This window comes from Microbulbifer variabilis ATCC 700307, from assembly GCF_000380565.1.
GTDB classification, from domain to species: Bacteria; Pseudomonadota; Gammaproteobacteria; order Pseudomonadales; family Cellvibrionaceae; genus Microbulbifer; species Microbulbifer variabilis.
On the sequence record NZ_AQYJ01000029.1, the window covers coordinates 507,530 to 524,662 of the forward strand.

Consider the following 17,133-nt stretch of genomic DNA (forward strand, 5'->3'; position numbering starts at 1 on the left):
TTAGAACTGCTCAGAATGGTGTTTTGCAAAATAACTTTTTGCCATGTCGATAAAAGTTTTAACTTTCAAAGATAGTTCACAACGATGAGGGTAGAGCGCAAAGACTGTTAGTGGTTTTATTGTGAATTCAGGCAAAATTTCAATTAATTGCCCAGATTCGACATAAGATTTGACTGAATAAAATGGGGCTTGAATAATCCCTTGTCCTTCTGCGGCGGCTTCATTTAATAGTCTTCCATTATTGGATTGCCATGCCCAGGGAAGTTTTATTTTCTTGATTTCTTCTTTATCTAGAAATAGCCAATGGTCGCCGCGGATACTGTGGTTAAAGAACAGTAATTGGTGCTTCTTTAGTGATTCCAAGCTTTCAGGCAGTCCATTTTCTTCAACGTACGAGTCACTCGCCCAGAGTGCTAACTTGGTCTTTGCGACAGATTGGACGATATAGCTAGAATCGGGTAACTCTGGTGCGATCCTAAAAACAAGATCGATTTTATTGTCAAGTAAATCGAGAGGATCATTGCTAAGGTGAAAATCCAGAAACACTTGAGGATAAAGCTCGCGATAATTTGCGATCAATCCGGAGAAGTATTGACTGCCCAGTTCTACGCTAGTGGATATCGAAAGTCTACCCTTGGGCTCTTGATTATATTCTGACATCGCCTGATCGACGGCATGGAGTTTTTTTAGTATTGGTGAAATCTGTTTATAGTAGTTCTCGCCTGCTTCGGTTATCGATACTTTGCGCGTATTGCGCATCACCAATAGGCAGCCCAGCTCTTCCTCTAATTGCTTTATGTACCTGCCAACCATCGCTGCGGAGATTCCGAGCTCACGAGCAGCAGCTGCGAAGCTCTGCTTTTCGCAGGCCAAGCAGTAGGCTTCAAGTGCGTGTAATTTATTCATTGACTTTCCTCGCGGCCAGTCAGCTTCATCTCTTATCGTCGTGGATCGGAATTGAGTATACCGATATACCAAATAAACTTATAGTTTATACACTATAAAATAATATGGCATTTCAAATATGACTTTAGTGGCGCAAAATAGCGCGATTAGATTAAAATCCTGCAAACCTCCCTTTAGATAACTCCATGAATATAAAGAAAATATTGACTCTGGTAGTTCTATTTATCACCACCAATAGCTACGCCTTAGCTTCCGAAGATACTCTAGAGCCAGTTTTGCTCATTAACGCCAATATAGTGGATGTTAAATCACTTAAAATCGCCAAAGATCAATCGATCCTCATCGAAGGCGACAAGATTAAGAGAATCGCTTCTACGAAGAAGCTGTCCAAAGTGAAGGGGGCGAGCGTTGTTGATTTAAAAGGTAAGTTCGTTATACCAGGTCTAATAGACGCTCATGTTCATCACGCTACAGATCCGGATGACTGGGATAAGCTTTCGATTACTACTGAGCGACTTAGATATCTGCTTCGCGGCGGCGTCACGTCTGTGAGAGATATGGGAGGCGATGCGAGAGCACTGGCGTACTTAAAACGTCAAGCTGAGGTGGATTCGATCGCGTCGCCGGATATCTACTTTTCAGTCATAATTGGTGGAGAATCCTTTTTCTCAGATCCTAGAACCATTGCATCAGCCAAAGGGCGCGAACCTGGGCACACCGTCTGGATGAGAGCGGTAGGCGAGCATTCCGATATGGATTCAATAATGCTCCAGGCTAAAGGTGCTGGTGCAACAGGCATCAAGATATATGCAGACGTTGAAGCTGAGACGGTTCCATTACTCGCTAGCGCGGCCAAAAAACACGGCTTAAAAGTCTGGTCGCATGCTTATATTGGCCCTTCCAAACCCCTACAAACCGTTAATGCTGGCGTTGAGACTATTTCACATGCCTCTGATATATCCGCACAGTTAGTTGACAACTTCAAGGAATGGCGAAGAAAAACTGCTGAACTGGATGGCTCAAAGTGGGAAGAAATCCTACAAAAAGATAGCTATTTAGATCTTTTTGACGCGATGAATGAGAATGGAACAATTCTAGATGCAACACTCACCGTTTTTGAACAAAGGAATGAATTAAACGAAAAATATAGGCTGCTTGATCAGCTTAGTACAAAAATGACACAATTTGCCTATCAAAGCGGCATTACTATTGCCGCGGGCACAGATGCATTTAGTGACCTGGAAAATGACACAACACCGATGATTCACCATGAGTTGAAGCTACTCGTAGGTGAGATAGGTATGAAGCCTCTCGAAGCAATTCAAGCAGCTACTTTAAATGCCGCAAAGGTGATAGGAATCGAAGACTCTGTCGGTAGTGTTGAAGAAGGTAAGAAAGCAAATTTGGTGGTGCTTTCAGAAAGTCCCGAGAAGAATATTGAAAATAGTAAATCGATAGTTCATGTTGTAAAGAATGGTCGTTTTATCTTTATCGGCGACGACCCACAGTTGCCTTTCTCTTCTTCACGTGAAATGAATGGAACTATTTGGCTATCCGGACAGATCGGCAATCATCCTTCAACTTTAACCTTGGCAGGTGAAAGCCTAGAAGTTCAGATGCATCAAACAATGAAGAATATTGGCCAAGTTCTTGAGAGCAAAAATCTGGGTTTTGATGATGTGGTTAAATGTACTTTGATGCTTGCTGATATTGATGACTGGCCAGAGGCGAATAAAGTTTATATTCAGTACTTCAATGGAAAAAAGCCTGCAAGGAGTGCTTTTGCAGCAAGCGGACTTGCACTTGATGCAAAAGCGGAAGTTGAGTGTATTGCTTCACGAAGTACTGATTAATTCTGGCGAGGGGGTTTTATGAGCGATATAAATAGAAGAGCATTAATTAAATCTCTGATGTCAGGTAGCCTTGGTTCTTATCTGGCTATTAATTCGGGCATATTAAATGCTTTTTCAGGGGTTGATGCAGGCAAATCAGTGTGGAATCAATACGATTCATCGATTGTAATTGATGGGCTCAGTGTAGCATTCTCGCTCAAGGAGCCTGTTTCCCAGAAGTCGCTGGGGATATTCAAAAGCTCAGGGATTAGTGCCTTGAATATGACTGTTCCCTACCCAGGTGATGACTATGGAGAGACTTTAAAAAAGGTCGAAAAAACTAAAGCTATCATTGAGCATAATTCAAACTACTTAAGCTTGATTCTATCCGCATCAGATATTCTAAAAGCTAAAGAGGATAAAAAGCTTGGTATCATAATGGGATTTCAGTCAACTGAAATGTTTGATGAAACACTTTCAGGTATTTCAGAGTTTGCCAAGATGGGTGTTAAGATCATGCAGGTCTCTTACAATGGCCCTTCAATTCTTGGTAGCGGTGGTCTTGTCAAGGAAGATTCAGGAATTACCTCGCTCGGCAAGAAAGCCATAGAGATAATGGAATCAGAGAGGGTGCTGATCGATCTATCACACTCAGGAAAGAGAACTGTTGCCAGTGCCATCAGGCAGTCAAAAAGACCGATTGTGATCTCCCATACTGGCTGTAATACGATTTATAAGCATCCTCGAAATAATGACGATACAGAGTTGAAAGCAGCAGCAGACACCGGCGGCTTGGTTGGTATCTATTTAATGCCATTTTTGGAAGGCGGTGAGCATGAAATTAAGGCTGACATGGTAATTAAACATCTATTGCATGCCTATAATATATGCGGTGAAGATCATGTTGCTATCGGTAGTGATCAAGGCGTAGTGCCAGTCAACGACGGCCCTGAGTATCGGGAAAGTATTCGCAAAGAAGTTGAGCGTCGTATTGCGGCAGGAATTTCAGCGCCAGGAGAAACCCCACATCGTCCTCCATTTATTCCCGAACTGAATTCTGAGAGACGAATGGAGCTTATTGCTTATAAGCTAAGTCAAAAAGGGATCTCTGATCGAGTAGTAGAAAAAATAGTTGGTAAAAACTGGTTGCGTGTTTTTTCTAATGTATGGAATTAAAGGAAGATAAGCTTAAATGGATAAATATCTAAAATTTGATAATATTTTAACTCGGCTGGTTGCTTGTGTTACGCTTCTCTTTTCACCTTTGCTCTCTGCTGAAGAGCTTAGCACTTACTCTGAATTCCCAAAGGGTTCAAAGACTGAAGTAATTCCTTTCCCGATCGAATTTGCTTCAGATATCACCTTGAATGGTATTGAAGAGCTTGTGTTTTTACCTGGCATGTATAAACAAGAAAAAGAAGATTTTTTTAGTTATGCTTTTTCATGGACCCATAAGCCTGAGAAGAATCAAGTTATTGGAAAGACCAAAATTGAGAATTTTATAGCCTCCTACTATAGGGGGTTGTACAAAGCCGTCACTGAAGGCAAAGAATATGAGCCTGCTATTACAATTGAGCAGGTTGATGGCAAATATACTGGTCAGATAAGCTGGATTGAGCCATTTGTAACCAAAAAGGAACAGACCCTCCACTTTAAAGGGGACCAAATCCATTGTGAAAAAATTAATGAGCTTCGCTGGTTTTTCCTTGTCTCTCCACAAGATTCTTCTCATCCCGTTTGGAAAGAACTTCAGTCGATAAAACCCTCTGATTGTTAGTGGTAGAACCCTAGATTTAATCACCTCTTTGACAAATACGTCACTAAAGAGGTGATAGCGGATAGAGAGTTTGGTTTTTATAGTGAGATGCTAGTTCGTTTGTTACTGGGTCCCACAGGTAGGTAGGCCCTTGGCGCTCCCACACCTTGAGTCAGACCAGGTTATCTGCATGAGGGACTAGGACGGCTAAGCCAAAAACTCGACCCAAAAAATAGTGGACTTGGCTGCTGGTAAACTCATTTCTGTGTAAATTAGTACTTAATTTTACCGGTAATCTACCTTATTTCCATCCTTTTAAGGTCGGATAATGGCCAGCTGGGTTGCTATGTGAGGTATGCTTGTCTTGTCTTACTCTGTATTTTGTATATCCCAATTGTGTGTATTTAGCACAATTCAGTTACAGTCCTCTATACGAAAGCTAAAGTAACTGTCAATGGCAGTCCGGTATGGAAAAAAGTACATTCGATTCCATAGGGCCAAAGAAAGTAATGAGAGTTATCGCTATGGGTGCCGGAGCCCTAGACAGTTACTGCGGGGTGTACTTATTGCAGGCTGGGCACAAAGTGCTTTTTGTCGCCCGTGGAAGCAACTGCGTACTTCTAGGAAGCGTGGTTTAATGGTGCTGCTTTTTAAGGCGGGAGCCCTTTACAATTCAGATTGATGCTTCGGAGAAGGTTACTTTATTTGGGGTAGGAGGTCTGATCCTATTTTGCAATATGGTCTACGATACTGGAAGTGTCGTGAAACTTCCCCTCGACGCTGTAGATGAAAGTGCAAAGATCCTTACTCCCGTATGGGCGCACCTCAAGGGTTAATAGAGTAGTTTAAGAGCCAGGCTTAGTAGGGCAGGGCCTCTCGTCTTTATCAATGCAAATGCAGCAGTTTTTTCAATCGAGGTCACATTTTCCCTATCTGGAATAGTTTATCGTTGGTAATACCGTCGAGCTTCCACTCCAGCATATGAAGGCTGGGTTGCCTGCTGGAGTGCTTCATAAGATACTCGGCTCTATGTACATCAATATATCGTTTTAAAGGCGTCTTTACCCCGAGTGCCTCAATGGTGGAGTAGCGCGAAGGGGAAGAAAACTAGGTATTAACCTCGGTTAACGGCACAGTCTATACGGCATTGAAACCTTGGGTCTATCGCTGGCCCGTACCCAATCTCGTGGGGCAAGTGAAGAAGCCTTATCTCCAGATACGCTGGACGCGGGCTCACGCTGGGAAGAAGGCTGGAGAGGGGGGGGGTAGCTGCCAGATAGTCTAGATACGTCGGCGTATCTACACTGGTGACTTGGTGATTAATTTATCGTAGTCTTTACTGATAACTGATTAGTACCAAATTTACTCTGAACTAATCAGAAGTTCCCTAGGGTTTGAAATGGAACTATTGCCAAACGAAACAGCACATAATAATTAAGGCGGTGACAATCCTATGTTAAGTTTTCAATTTAATACTACAAAATCGATTATAAATGGCCCTGGTAGGTTAAATAAAATTAGTGAGATATGTGACCAACTAAATATAACTAAATTGTTAGTGGTCACTGATCAAGGTATTGTAAATTGTGGTTTGGTTGAGAAACTGAAGGAGCAATTACATAGTAAATTTTCGACCATTGTCTTTGATGAAGTTAGTGCTGATCCTAAAGAGCAGATCGTATTGTCGGCAGTAGCCTTAGCAAAGCAGCATAATGTTGACGGTGTAATTGGATTTGGTGGCGGCAGTTCAATGGATACCGCCAAAGTTGTTGCTGTTATGATGGATTCTCAGCAATCTCTAGAACAGCTATATGGGCTTGAACGAGTTCAAGGAGGTCGCGTACCCTTGGTTTTAATACCTACCACTGCTGGCACCGGTTCAGAAGTAACACCCATCGCGGTTTTAACAACAGGAGAAACCACCAAAGATGGCATCGTCTCCAAACAGTTATTGCCAGATGTTGCCTTATTAGATGCACAATTAACTCTAGGGTTGCCAGCTCATGTTACTGCTGCAACGGGCATTGATGCTATGGTGCATGCCATAGAGGCATATACGTCTAAACACAAAAAAAATGCCTACTCAGATATGCTAGCCAAGCAGGCGTTGCTATTGCTATCAAAAAATATAGAACAGGCCACACATCATGGAGAGGACATAGAAGCAAGACAAAATATGTTATTGGGTGCCTGCCTTGCAGGTCAGGCTTTTGCCAATGCACCAGTTGCCGCTGTACATGCGCTAGCATACCCATTAGGGGGGCATTTTCATGTACCTCATGGATTAGGCAACTCGTTAGTATTGCCACATGTGATGCGCTTTAATCAGAGTGATACAGCCAAGCTCTATAGTGAATTGGCGCCATATATTTGTGAACACATAAATACGTCTCAATCAGATCAAAAAGTGTGTTCTGATCTCATTATCTTTATTGAGCGGCTAATTGAACGATTAAAATTACCCCGGACCTTAAAACAGTTAGATATTGGCGAGCATCATTTAGAGATGCTCGCCACCGATGCAATGCTACAAACTCGCTTACTAATCAATAATCCGAAACCGCTGTCTCATGATGATGCACTCCTGATTTATCAGGCTGCTTATGAGGAGGCTTTGTGAGTAAGCAGGCTGTGTTACGTACAGATTATTTTTGTTTTGAAGAGTTAACTACCAGATGGATGGATAATGATGTGTATGGGCATGTAAACAATGTCGTTTACTACTCATATTTTGACACTATTGTGAATAGCTTTTTGATTAATAAAGCTGGATTGGATATTAAATCCAGTGAGAACATTGGTTATATAGTAAAATCTGAATGTAATTATTTGGCTGGTATTTCATATCCTGAAAAAATACTTGGTGCTTTTAGGGTAAATCGAATAGGCAATTCTTCAGTAGAATATGGTGTCGCAATTTTTAAAGAAAAACAAGAAAATGCATGTGCGCATGGCTCTATGACGCATGTCTTTGTTAATCGGAGTACCGAACAGCCGAGTAAAATTTCTGGTCAATTGCTAAAGGCATTACAAAGTGCATGTATTAAGAATTGAAAATTAAATATATGTATTAAGTTGGACCATATACAATACAGAACAAACGGTTTTGATAAAAGACTGCTGATTGCCTGGGGCTTTTATATGACATTTGTCTTGCCCATGTGAAAGTTTATCAGCCTATCGCCAACTAGTTTCTGGCGTTCTTTCAAGGTACGTCGGTAACTACGTAAAATGTTGAAATGAGTTTTAATAGAGCACCAGGAGAGGGCAATTAGAATTGAAGCGAAGTACCTGGGGTTGGTACATTTCTTGAGTAATTTTGGGCCGTAAACGGTACGCTTTGTATGGACATGATCCATGTTGCATGCTGGTTTTATCTTGAGAATATGCTAAGAGCCACTTACTGTGCATTGAGCCAGGCTAATTCTAGCTGCAATTTGATATACATTCTCTCTGAAACCTTGATATATTAATGCTGATAATTACAGCTTGGATGACCAGGTCATATTTATCGCTAGCGATTGGGCGAAGTTAATTGGGCTATCTGACTATGGATGATTTCAGCAAACCCTGGAGCAAATCCTTAAACACCTTGCGCATGAAGGTTTGCCTGGCGGAGTGGAAAATATTACGCTTAATCAGGTGATGAATATGCTTTCCATATTTAGAGTAAGTGGCGATCATCTTGAGCTCATTTGGGGTAATAGCTCAAAACTTGAGGTAATAATAAAGCGGCTAAGGAAATTAACCGGAAAATATATCTGGTGGCAACAGATATATACAAATAAAAGAGCATCTTGATCCGCTTGCTGAAAGTCTGTAGTGTTCTCATGTAACTCACCGGAGTTCTTGGTGGAGGTTATGACATATTAAATATTACAATCGACCCGATTAAGCACTGTCAACTTCGGTAAAACTCATGACAAACCGCTGAATGTAAAATCATGTTGGGCTAGTGAAAGAAAAATCGTCTTATCATTACTATCAAGAAGGTACTTTAAAGGCAGCCAAGTGACTGCCTTCATATTCCGCATTTATATCAAGGAGCTATTCAGAAACTCCTGAATTGTGAAAGCGAATGTAGTTAGCGATTCGACGGGCTGCTTTCTGTGTGGTTTTGTCTGTTGGGTGCAGTCCGTCAGGTAAAGGGTGAAAGCCCTCCCATATATTCAATACCTCCGCCTCAGGGAGTTCACTGCTTAAACGGTTATAATGAAGATCCCGCAATTCGTTATACTGCTGTTCATTCATAATCCAATGCAAACCGAATAATGCTGCGGTTGTTGACAGGTCAATATCCTCCCAAGCTGGCATTATGTCATAGATAGGCGTGATACCTTTATTGAGGGCAGTCTGCCCAACAGCTATTAATCTATCGATATAGGCATTCAGTTGACTTGTATCACATGGTTGAGCCTGGTCTTGAGGAATACCAAAGGCATCCGAGTGTAGGCAGTCATTTGCTATGGTGATAACAACATAACTCGCATTGTATTTTACGCCAGATGGTTGGGAGGGGTCAGGTACAGCGACTCTCATTAGTGCTCGGTTAAGTTGGTTTTCATAACCAAACCAAAAACCTGGACCACAATCCGGTCCAGGGTTACAGCCTAGGCGGTTGAAGGTTGTCGCCCCAGCCTGGGCTTCATTTATAACATAACCTGATAGACTTTTCTGCCGAATAAGTGCTTGATGTAATGATAGATATTTACCGGCGCTAATCGCGATTCCGCCAAGGGGGGAATTGAAATCATCATTAATTGGTATTCTGCCATCGGTGAAAGATGCTCCAATAGTTAGGATAACGGTATCCTCTTTCATCTCAGCCAAGAGACTTTCACTTAGAATGATACTGCTAATGAAAGCAAGAAATAAAAATCCTTTATTCAATTTTAATTTCATAATAAATCCTTTTTCGTAAAAGTCGGTAGTGAAGCGTCTGGACAACTTAAACTCGATAGAGCGTGATATATCATTTGTCTAGCTTATCTTTAAAAGTATATTAAGTCATTATTTAAAATGTAAATAGCACATAAATTGACGGCTAACTCACCAATACGAGTATTCTATTAAATTGAATATGCTTCTATTTCTAAGTTTTTTGTTTGTCAGTAACGAGTAATATTATCTGAAGGTTGGTGAGCTAAACAGCTTTGTCCGTCTGACATTGTGTTATGTATGTTCTACCAACAACTTGCTTGAAGAAAACCAATAATTTCATTGATTCTTAATGGCTTCTCGATAAGATATATGGCAATGAAAGTACGGAATTATATTATCCTTCTTTCTTAATATGTGTAATAGCTAAAGGTAGCTATTGAACTTCGGTACCTTTTTGGATGGTTAGGCTGAAGAGCTTTGGAATTAAAGAAAAGGATGATATATTGATACTGCTTTTGAATTAGCTATTATGTTTCAATTAATATCAGTTAGTTGTTAGAAAATGAGTAGTATAAAAAAGAGCCTTGAAGAAATAAAGGCAAATAATAAGGAGTGGCGAAAGATAGCGTTTGCATTCTATTCAGTTGCTCATAATGATCTAAGAGAATGGCAAGAGCTACCTGATGATTTAAAGGCAAGTGAAGTCGGTGATATCTGTCAAAAATACATCGAATCTAAAGATATAAAGTATCTCGAGGAAGCAGGTCAAATGGTTGCTGGTAAAAACTGGTTTATAGCGCTCGGTAGGTCATTTTGATACTTTAGACTATTTCACAAATGGAAACTTAAGAAGTCGCAGCAGCGGACCGACAAAAGGCGTCACTCAAATTCCTACGCAATTACGGACTCCTTTTGTTGGCGGCTGTATGTGACATTATGCAATTTAACTTTTAATTCTGATTTTGCCAGATATACACGAGAAGAACTATGGCCAAATACCCGGAAGCCCTTGACCACATGCTGGCAGCATGGAACGAACCTGACTCTTCTAAAGTACGCGTCCACCTTGAAAATGCTCTGAGCAGCGATGTTCGGTTTGTTGATCCGTCTATTGATGTCTCTGGCATTGACGGATTTGAGAAAAATGTCCATGAAGTAAAGTCTAAGCTCCCAGGAGCTATTTACTCTCGAACTAGTGGTGTAGACTCCCAACATGGGTTTCATCGGTACCATTGGGCAATTCATCAAAACGATAAGTTGCTCCTAGCCGGGTTTGATGTAACAGAAATAGATGAGAACGGGAAAGTTTGCTGTGTAATTGGTTTTTTCGGCGAAATTCCCGAAATCTAAGGGCGATGGCGATAGCTGTGACAACGATTTGATGCATAACAAAACGCTGTTGTTAAAAAGCTTTCTGCTGCACTCCGAATTTGTCACAGCGTTTGACGTTAGTGCGATAATCGGAGCTTGATGTTTCTTACTGTCTAATAAGGTTTGAGTTCTATAACTGAGGTCCGGGTGGAGTCTCCTTATTAATCGTACCGCACTCTCTGGCCCTGCTAAATTTTTAAAGCAGCCTCCAAAGTCTCATTGGAGTTGAAGCCAGTATTTTGATGATATCTTCCAGCTGCTTGAGGATAGAGGAGAGTTTAAGTAACAGCATACAGCCTTTTAGGGGCTAGATAGCGATCACAAAAATTTATTATCTATTCATATGAACAGGTAAACTTTTTAGCATATTTGGGCGCTCATCTTGCACAAGAGGTAGCGGACTTCTGGTCTGCCTACCTATGATTGGCGTATGAATACGTTTTTGAATAGAAGGGTAATCAGAATTATTAGGAGTCTCGGCGATACAGGCACGGTTAGGATTGAAATCCCCATTGGCCAAGTAGTTCCAAGGACCTTTTCATTCAGTAAAAATAGCCGTCCTAGAAGCGGCTGGCACAGGCGCCTTCAATAAAGACCCGGCGAGTGATTGATTCATTTAAACAGCGCATGAATCGGCTAGTATCAATCAAGCGTTCTAGTCATAAATAGTCTGAAAGCAATAGCTTTACGTTTAAATTATGCACATTGTTTCTTACCCTGCTTCGCCACTGTTTACTTCGTGATCAGCTGTACTGTTCTGCTTAACGAGGCTTACTAAGATACTAAGTTACCTAATAAGGCGCTGCTGCTTGAAAGCGCTATACCCCCTTAAATGAGCACGGTTTTTCATACCTAATTTCGACGACTTTTTGTTCTCGATATTGGCCGAGTAGTGAGATTCCTATTCCTGCCATGATGATGATTCCTCCAACGATTTGAGCAAAGTTGGGAATCTCTTGAAGAATCAGAAAGGCGAAGAAAGTGCCTGCTACGGGAGTGATGGCTGTAGCGATAGAGATATCGGCAGAGCTGGCCCCTCCTTGGAGTCCTTTAAACCAGGTGATCTGCCCAAAGACTATAATGATCGCGCCGTATACCAGCATCCACACCCAGAGGAATGGAGAAAAGAGGTCGTCAAAGTGATGGGGGCCAAATACAGAGAGGACAATGATCGAAAAGAGTATCACTCCTGCAAGCATGCGGAAAACTGAAAAGACGCCAATAGGGATGCGATCAAGCAGTTTCCGACTTACCTGAACGGCAATGACTCCTAAGAGTGTTGCTACAGCGGTTAAAATTTCTCCTGCTTTGGGAAGGGTTTCTAGGAATTGGTTCATTGCTGGATTTCCAAGGTTCAGCATTTTCATGCTCATTGGATCTTCCATCGGAGGTTGATGTAGCACAAAAATTGCAATAACACCAACTGTTACCACAAGAGCACCCACTATTGAGAACCCGGTGGGCTTTTCCCTGAACATTAAAAAAGCTAACAAGAGTCCTAAGGGAGCATCTAGAGTTGCAATTAAAACGACATTAGTCACCTCTGTGATCATTAGAGCAATAAAGAAGAAAGCAGGGGCAAGAACACCAGACATCAAGATAAGCACAAACATGTAAAACCAGTCTTTGAAAGGGTACTGTTTTAAGATGCTGAGGCGCCAATCTTTCCTATAGATTATTAAAAGGGTGATACCCGCCAAGAGATTTCCTGCAAACAAGAGGTTGCAAAATGATATGGGATTATTTCCATTAATGGGGTGATAGGCACCGAGCTCCCCGATTTTCGCAACAACAGAGTTGGAGGCAGCAAATATAAGAATCGAAATCCATAGCCAAAATCGGGTACTTTTTACGGTGTGTTGATTTTCCATCTGGTATCCCCTGAGTGCTACAGTAAGCTTTAGCGGATGTACCTTGCCCCTGGCTAAGTACGCCTTATCTGATAGTGGAAGTAGGTCATTCTGATCTGGATTAGTTTAGACTAAATCTCATAATCGGCTGCCTACAAGCAGTTAAAATATATCTATATATCAACGTCGGAGTGGTTATTCTTGTCAATGTCCGAGGCAATGTTACGCGTATTCCCTCGACGTCCAGTAAAATATTCGAATTTAGTTCGGAAAATTTGATTGGGGTATCTGCCTGAGCGATGGGGTCATGGACGTAATTTCATCTCTTATGCTGCTGAACGTGGAACTTACGTTGATGGTATACCATCTGTACAGTTAGGAGTTGATGTCCAAGGATTTGCTGCAAGGGAGCGGGATTGCCAACCAAAGAACTATTTCTTAGTCAACTGAAAGGACTTCCAATTAAGCCAAACTGATAAAAAACAAAGGCAGCCAATGTCAAAATCTGAGCTTTGCCTGGATTTTGAGGCAAGTATTTTAGGTATTGCACAGGTAAAGAATGAGCTTTGAAGATAGACCTTACTTAAGGCAAATACAGTTCAAGAGGAATAATATTGGAAGCTTCGGCCCATATCCTTTTTGTATTCCAACCATAAATGAACTTGTTTTTTGGGTTTTCATCCAGATGTAACCATTGATACACAAGGCGCAAAGTTGAAAAAATAGTAACTGCTTTTTATTGATCTGGTGGTATAAAGAATAATTGTGAAGTGCTATTCAAGTTTGCTGCTTGCTGAGCCTGATTTGTTATCCTGGATAAATTATCCATGCAATCACGTAGGGACGAAGTTAGCCTGGTTATATTCAAAAGAAACCAAAGTTAAAGTGTAATTCTCAGCTTGATATAAGGCATTAAAGTTAAGGAAGTGATTGATACTCTCGATAATCATTCCTTCATGCTGTCACGATGTTGAAAAAGAGTGTCAGGAAGTGAAGATTTTGGTGGATGAACGCAGGGATCTCACTAAGGTATTCACTAGAGCAAAAAATGAACTTTCTGAAGTGCAGCGTTTAGGGGTAGAGAATCCTAAGTTGAAACAGGAGGTTGATATACTAGGAAAGTGGCAATGGTTTTTGCGGAGGAACATTAGCAAGATATCGATTTGTCCAGTGGTTCGATTCATAACTAGGTATCAAACTATCTTACTGGTGACTCGGAGTGAAACACAGTGGCCATTATGATTGGCTGAAGAGGTCGCGATCAGACCGAGAATACCAAGGTGATGATCTTAAGGTTCAAATCTCCCATTTTATTTATTTTTATTTCGTTGCTTTGCTTAGTTTATTGGCTGCTTAAGAAGATTGTGTCCAATAAGGCTAGATAACACCTAAGAAAGTAGATTGCTTTTTTCACGGTCGCCTGGTGTCTTAAGTTATTCTGTGTTTAAACCGGTGTCAAAATTAATTTTTATCTGTAACTAATGAGTTTATTTTTCTTTTTCAATCAATTTTTAGAGGTTATGAGTGTGACTTATGAATGGTTTTTCCAAATTTTGGAACAGGTGGTTTCGTAAAATGTTATTAACGTAGGATAGGGTTAATCAAGATAGTCTATGTGATACGAGTATATGTGATGCCGAGAGAGGGAGTCACATTTTGTCGGGTTTATTGATTAGGAAAGTAAGTGTTAAATTATGAGAGATAGTGAGTAAAATTTTAAAAGCGAGCTGTGGCTAGCCCGCTAAAAGGTAAGCTTACTTATTGAGGCGAATAATTTTGGAGTGTTCGCTTTTTACTTGCGTACAAGTAGTAATCCAGTTTCAGTGTGGTCCGTATAGGGGAATTGATCGAATAGAGCAAAGCGTTCAATGTGATGTGTTTGACTTAGCAACTTGAGGTTTTCCAGCTGTGTCTCTGGATTACAGGAGATGTATAGTATTCGTGGGAAACGAGCAACCATTTTGCAGGTTTCCTGGTCCAGGCCTGCACGGGGTGGGTCAACCAGTACGGTATCGAAATTATAGCTGTCCAGGTCTATGTCGGTGAGCCGGCGGAAGGGGCGGACTTTATCGATAGCCTGTGTAAACTCTTCACTGGACAGGCGCACAATATCCAGATTATTAACACGATTTGCGCGGATGTTTTCCTGGGCGGAATTAACGGAGACTTTGGATATTTCTGTAGCCAGTACTTTCTGGAAATTCTCACTGAGCGGAATAGTAAAGTTGCCGTTCCCACAGTATAGCTCCAGCAGATCATTGGCGCTTTCTCCGCAGGCGCTTTTGGCCCAATGAATCATAGAGCGGCAGATCTCACCATTGGGTTGGGTAAAGCTACCTTCCACCTGCTTGTATTGGTATTGCTTGCCACCTATCTCCAACTGTTCGGTGACATAGTCCCGCTCCAAAACCACCTTTTGCTTACGAGAGCGGCCGAGGATTGGGAAACCGAGTTTATCTTGCAGTGCACGGGCTTCCTGTTCCCATATTTCATCCAGCTTTTTATGGTAGATCAGGGTAATCAGGGCATCACCACTTAGAGTGGTGAGAAATTCAGCGGAGAACAGGCGCTTGCGTAGAGTCTCACTGCTGTTTACGGCCGCCAGGACCCTTGGCATCAGTTTATTCATAAGTTCTGAGCCGACAGTAAACTCGTCAATAATAAATGGCTTCTTGTACTCGCCCTGACGATACATGGCGTAGTAGGCTACACCGCCCTCATGCCAGACTTTGAATTCTGCACGCTGTCTGTAGTGGATGGGTGGTGAGGGAAATAGCTCTGGCTCCAGATTAGTGAATTCCCGGTAAGCTTCACTCAGGCGCTGGGCCTTCTTGTTCAGCTGCTCTTGATAGTCGTTGGTGTTAACGCGGTACAGTGCCATATAGAATACGGTAGTCTCAATAATGGAGCGGGCGCGAATTATATAGGAATCTGTATGGCAATAGGTGAGATAGCAATCAGGGTACAAGGGCAGGGGTTATATGAGTTTACTGATCAGGTGACTGACTGGGTCTCTTGTCAAGGGGCAAGGGAAGGACTCTGTACTTTGTTTATTCAGCATACTTCCGCGAGTCTGTTGATTCAGGAGAATGCTGATCCAAGTGCGCGTAGGGACTTGGAACAGTGGCTGAATCGCTTGGTACCTGAGGATGATCGCCTTTACACCCATACCATGGAGGGGCCGGATGATATGCCGGCCCATATCAAGTGCGCTTTGACTGCAACCAGCCTCTCAATCCCTGTGCAGGGTGATCGCCTGATGTTGGGAACCTGGCAGGGTATCTATCTGTGGGAGCATCGCCACCATCACGGAGATCGGCGAGTAATCTTGCACATTTGATTGGAGACTAAGAGCGGTCCTGCTTGGCTAGTGGCTTAATGGTCATAGTTTCACAGTCTGCACTCCCTTTTCCTTTAAAAGTTGGATGTTTCGAGTGTCACTCCAACCGAGCTGCAGTAGTGGTCCAGTAGTTCCTGGGTGTGAATTGCGCGTGCAGCAGCGGCGTTGCGAAGCTCAATATCTTCAGTTGTAGCCATGTGACAAAAATGTTCAATCATGTAAACGACTTGGGATTTTTGGGTGTCAACAGCAAAGTGTTCAAATTCTCTGGGAGTTGCCATTCCTTGTCGTAGCGTAAAGTCTGCTGAGTAGTTGGGGTTGCCAAATACAAAGCTATCCTTCCAGTCCAAGACAAAGTCATTGAGCTGAATCAGACCGTTGTCTCCCAGGATGTTGAGGTCCATATCGCACACACCAGCGTCGTAGCCAAAGTCGAAAGTTGAGGTTTGAGCGCTGGAAAATTCGATCATGCCGGTGCCGCTAATAACGGCACCAGTTTCTTGGTCGCGTTTCACTGCTCCTGCGATAGATTGGATTGTTCCTGCCGGGCGCAAGAACTCTACGATAGCTCGCATGTTGTACCAGCCGATATCTGCAATTGCGCCAGTTGGTTCCAACTTTGGATTAAAGCGTATGTTGTCGCGTTCTACAAAGGGGAAGAGGAAAGCGGAGTATATGCGCTGAACATCCCCGATAGACTTCTGTTGCTGCTTGATGACCTGTTTTGTCCTCGGGTGGTGGGTGAAGTGAGTGGCATCCATAAAGGCAAGCCCCCTCGACTGGGCCTGATTGGCAATTCTGCGTGCTGAAAGTCCATTGAGGAATGGTTTTTCGCTAATCAGGTGATTGCCATTTTCGAGGGCTGCCAGACAAATCTCTTCCCTGCCGATAGTTGGGGTTGCTACATAGACAGCATCGATATCCCTTGCCTCTACAAGCTGTTGCCAGCTTTTAAACACTTTGGCAATTTTGTGTTCACTGGCGAATTTTTTGGCCCTGTCAAAGTGTTTACTTGAGACCGCGACAGCTCTGGCTCCGGTGGCTTGGTCTATCGCCTTGGCTGTTACACCGGCGATCATACCACTGCCGACGATTCCGAATCGGATATCTGGCATAACATAGATTCCTGGGTGTCTTGCTAAAAATTGCGGAGTAATTTCAGGATGTGGCTGTGAAGCGCAGTGTAGAACAAGGTTG

Annotated in this window: 14 protein-coding genes; 9 read left to right on the top strand and 5 right to left on the bottom strand. The window is 42.3% G+C overall.

The window, feature by feature from the left end:
• The gene (locus G367_RS0121070; RefSeq protein WP_020415152.1) at positions 1-906 is read right to left on the bottom strand and encodes a LysR family transcriptional regulator; all 906 of its coding nucleotides are present in this window, start codon (positions 904-906) and stop codon (positions 1-3) included.
• A gap of 185 nt (positions 907-1,091) precedes the next feature.
• Here G367_RS0121070 and G367_RS0121075 point away from each other — a divergent pair, with 185 nt between their 5' ends.
• From G367_RS0121075 to G367_RS0121100, 6 genes are all read left to right on the top strand, one after another.
• The gene (locus G367_RS0121075; RefSeq protein ID WP_020415153.1) at positions 1,092-2,759 is read left to right on the top strand and encodes an amidohydrolase family protein; all 1,668 of its coding nucleotides are present in this window, start codon (positions 1,092-1,094) and stop codon (positions 2,757-2,759) included.
• An 18-nt stretch (positions 2,760-2,777) separates the two neighbouring features.
• Positions 2,778-3,914 (top strand): dipeptidase, encoded by a 1,137-nt coding sequence (locus G367_RS24575; protein WP_020415154.1) that lies wholly within the window; start codon positions 2,778-2,780, stop codon positions 3,912-3,914.
• A 16-nt stretch (positions 3,915-3,930) separates the two neighbouring features.
• On the top strand, positions 3,931-4,515 hold the full coding sequence (locus G367_RS0121085; RefSeq protein WP_020415155.1) for a hypothetical protein: 585 nt from the start codon (positions 3,931-3,933) through the stop codon (positions 4,513-4,515).
• Positions 4,516-5,018: 503 nt separating this feature from the next.
• Complete coding sequence (locus G367_RS27200; protein WP_425411214.1) at positions 5,019-5,132, top strand: 2-dehydropantoate 2-reductase N-terminal domain-containing protein; 114 nt, start codon at positions 5,019-5,021, stop codon at positions 5,130-5,132.
• An 815-nt stretch (positions 5,133-5,947) separates the two neighbouring features.
• Positions 5,948-7,114 (top strand): iron-containing alcohol dehydrogenase, encoded by a 1,167-nt coding sequence (locus G367_RS0121095; protein ID WP_020415157.1) that lies wholly within the window; start codon positions 5,948-5,950, stop codon positions 7,112-7,114.
• Positions 7,111-7,548, top strand: coding sequence for an acyl-CoA thioesterase (locus G367_RS0121100; RefSeq protein WP_020415158.1), 438 nt, complete (start codon positions 7,111-7,113; stop codon positions 7,546-7,548). Before G367_RS0121095 ends, G367_RS0121100 begins: the two co-directional genes overlap by 4 nt.
• Positions 7,549-8,541: 993 nt before the next feature.
• Here G367_RS0121100 and G367_RS0121105 read toward each other — a convergent pair.
• Positions 8,542-9,396 carry an SGNH/GDSL hydrolase family protein gene (locus G367_RS0121105; protein ID WP_020415159.1) on the bottom strand — a complete coding sequence of 285 codons (855 nt, stop codon included), beginning with the start codon at positions 9,394-9,396 and terminating at the stop codon, positions 8,542-8,544.
• 541 nt (positions 9,397-9,937) lie between these two features.
• Between G367_RS0121105 and G367_RS0121110 the strand changes: the two genes are divergently transcribed.
• Positions 9,938-10,192: a hypothetical protein gene (locus tag G367_RS0121110; RefSeq protein ID WP_020415160.1), complete on the top strand. Its 255-nt coding sequence runs from the start codon at positions 9,938-9,940 to the stop codon at positions 10,190-10,192.
• Between the two features lie 170 nt (positions 10,193-10,362).
• Positions 10,363-10,725, top strand: a complete 363-nt coding sequence (locus tag G367_RS0121115; RefSeq protein ID WP_020415161.1) for a hypothetical protein — start codon at positions 10,363-10,365, stop codon at positions 10,723-10,725.
• Between the two features lie 839 nt (positions 10,726-11,564).
• On the opposite strand, the gene G367_RS0121120 is transcribed toward G367_RS0121115, so the two are convergent.
• Together G367_RS0121120 and trmA are read right to left on the bottom strand one after the other, a co-directional pair.
• Complete coding sequence (locus tag G367_RS0121120) at positions 11,565-12,617, bottom strand: DMT family transporter (protein WP_020415162.1); 1,053 nt, start codon at positions 12,615-12,617, stop codon at positions 11,565-11,567.
• Positions 12,618-14,388: 1,771 nt separating this feature from the next.
• Positions 14,389-15,477 carry a tRNA (uridine(54)-C5)-methyltransferase TrmA gene (gene trmA / locus G367_RS0121130; protein WP_020415164.1) on the bottom strand — a complete coding sequence of 363 codons (1,089 nt, stop codon included), beginning with the start codon at positions 15,475-15,477 and terminating at the stop codon, positions 14,389-14,391.
• Positions 15,478-15,531: 54 nt separating this feature from the next.
• Here trmA and G367_RS0121135 point away from each other — a divergent pair, with 54 nt between their 5' ends.
• A complete protein-coding gene (locus G367_RS0121135; protein WP_020415165.1) occupies positions 15,532-15,936 on the top strand; it encodes a secondary thiamine-phosphate synthase enzyme YjbQ in 405 nt (134 codons plus the stop codon).
• Between the two features lie 74 nt (positions 15,937-16,010).
• On the opposite strand, the gene G367_RS0121140 is transcribed toward G367_RS0121135, so the two are convergent.
• On the bottom strand, positions 16,011-17,051 hold the full coding sequence (locus tag G367_RS0121140; RefSeq protein ID WP_020415166.1) for a Gfo/Idh/MocA family protein: 1,041 nt from the start codon (positions 17,049-17,051) through the stop codon (positions 16,011-16,013).
• Between the last annotated feature and the right edge of the window lie 82 nt (positions 17,052-17,133).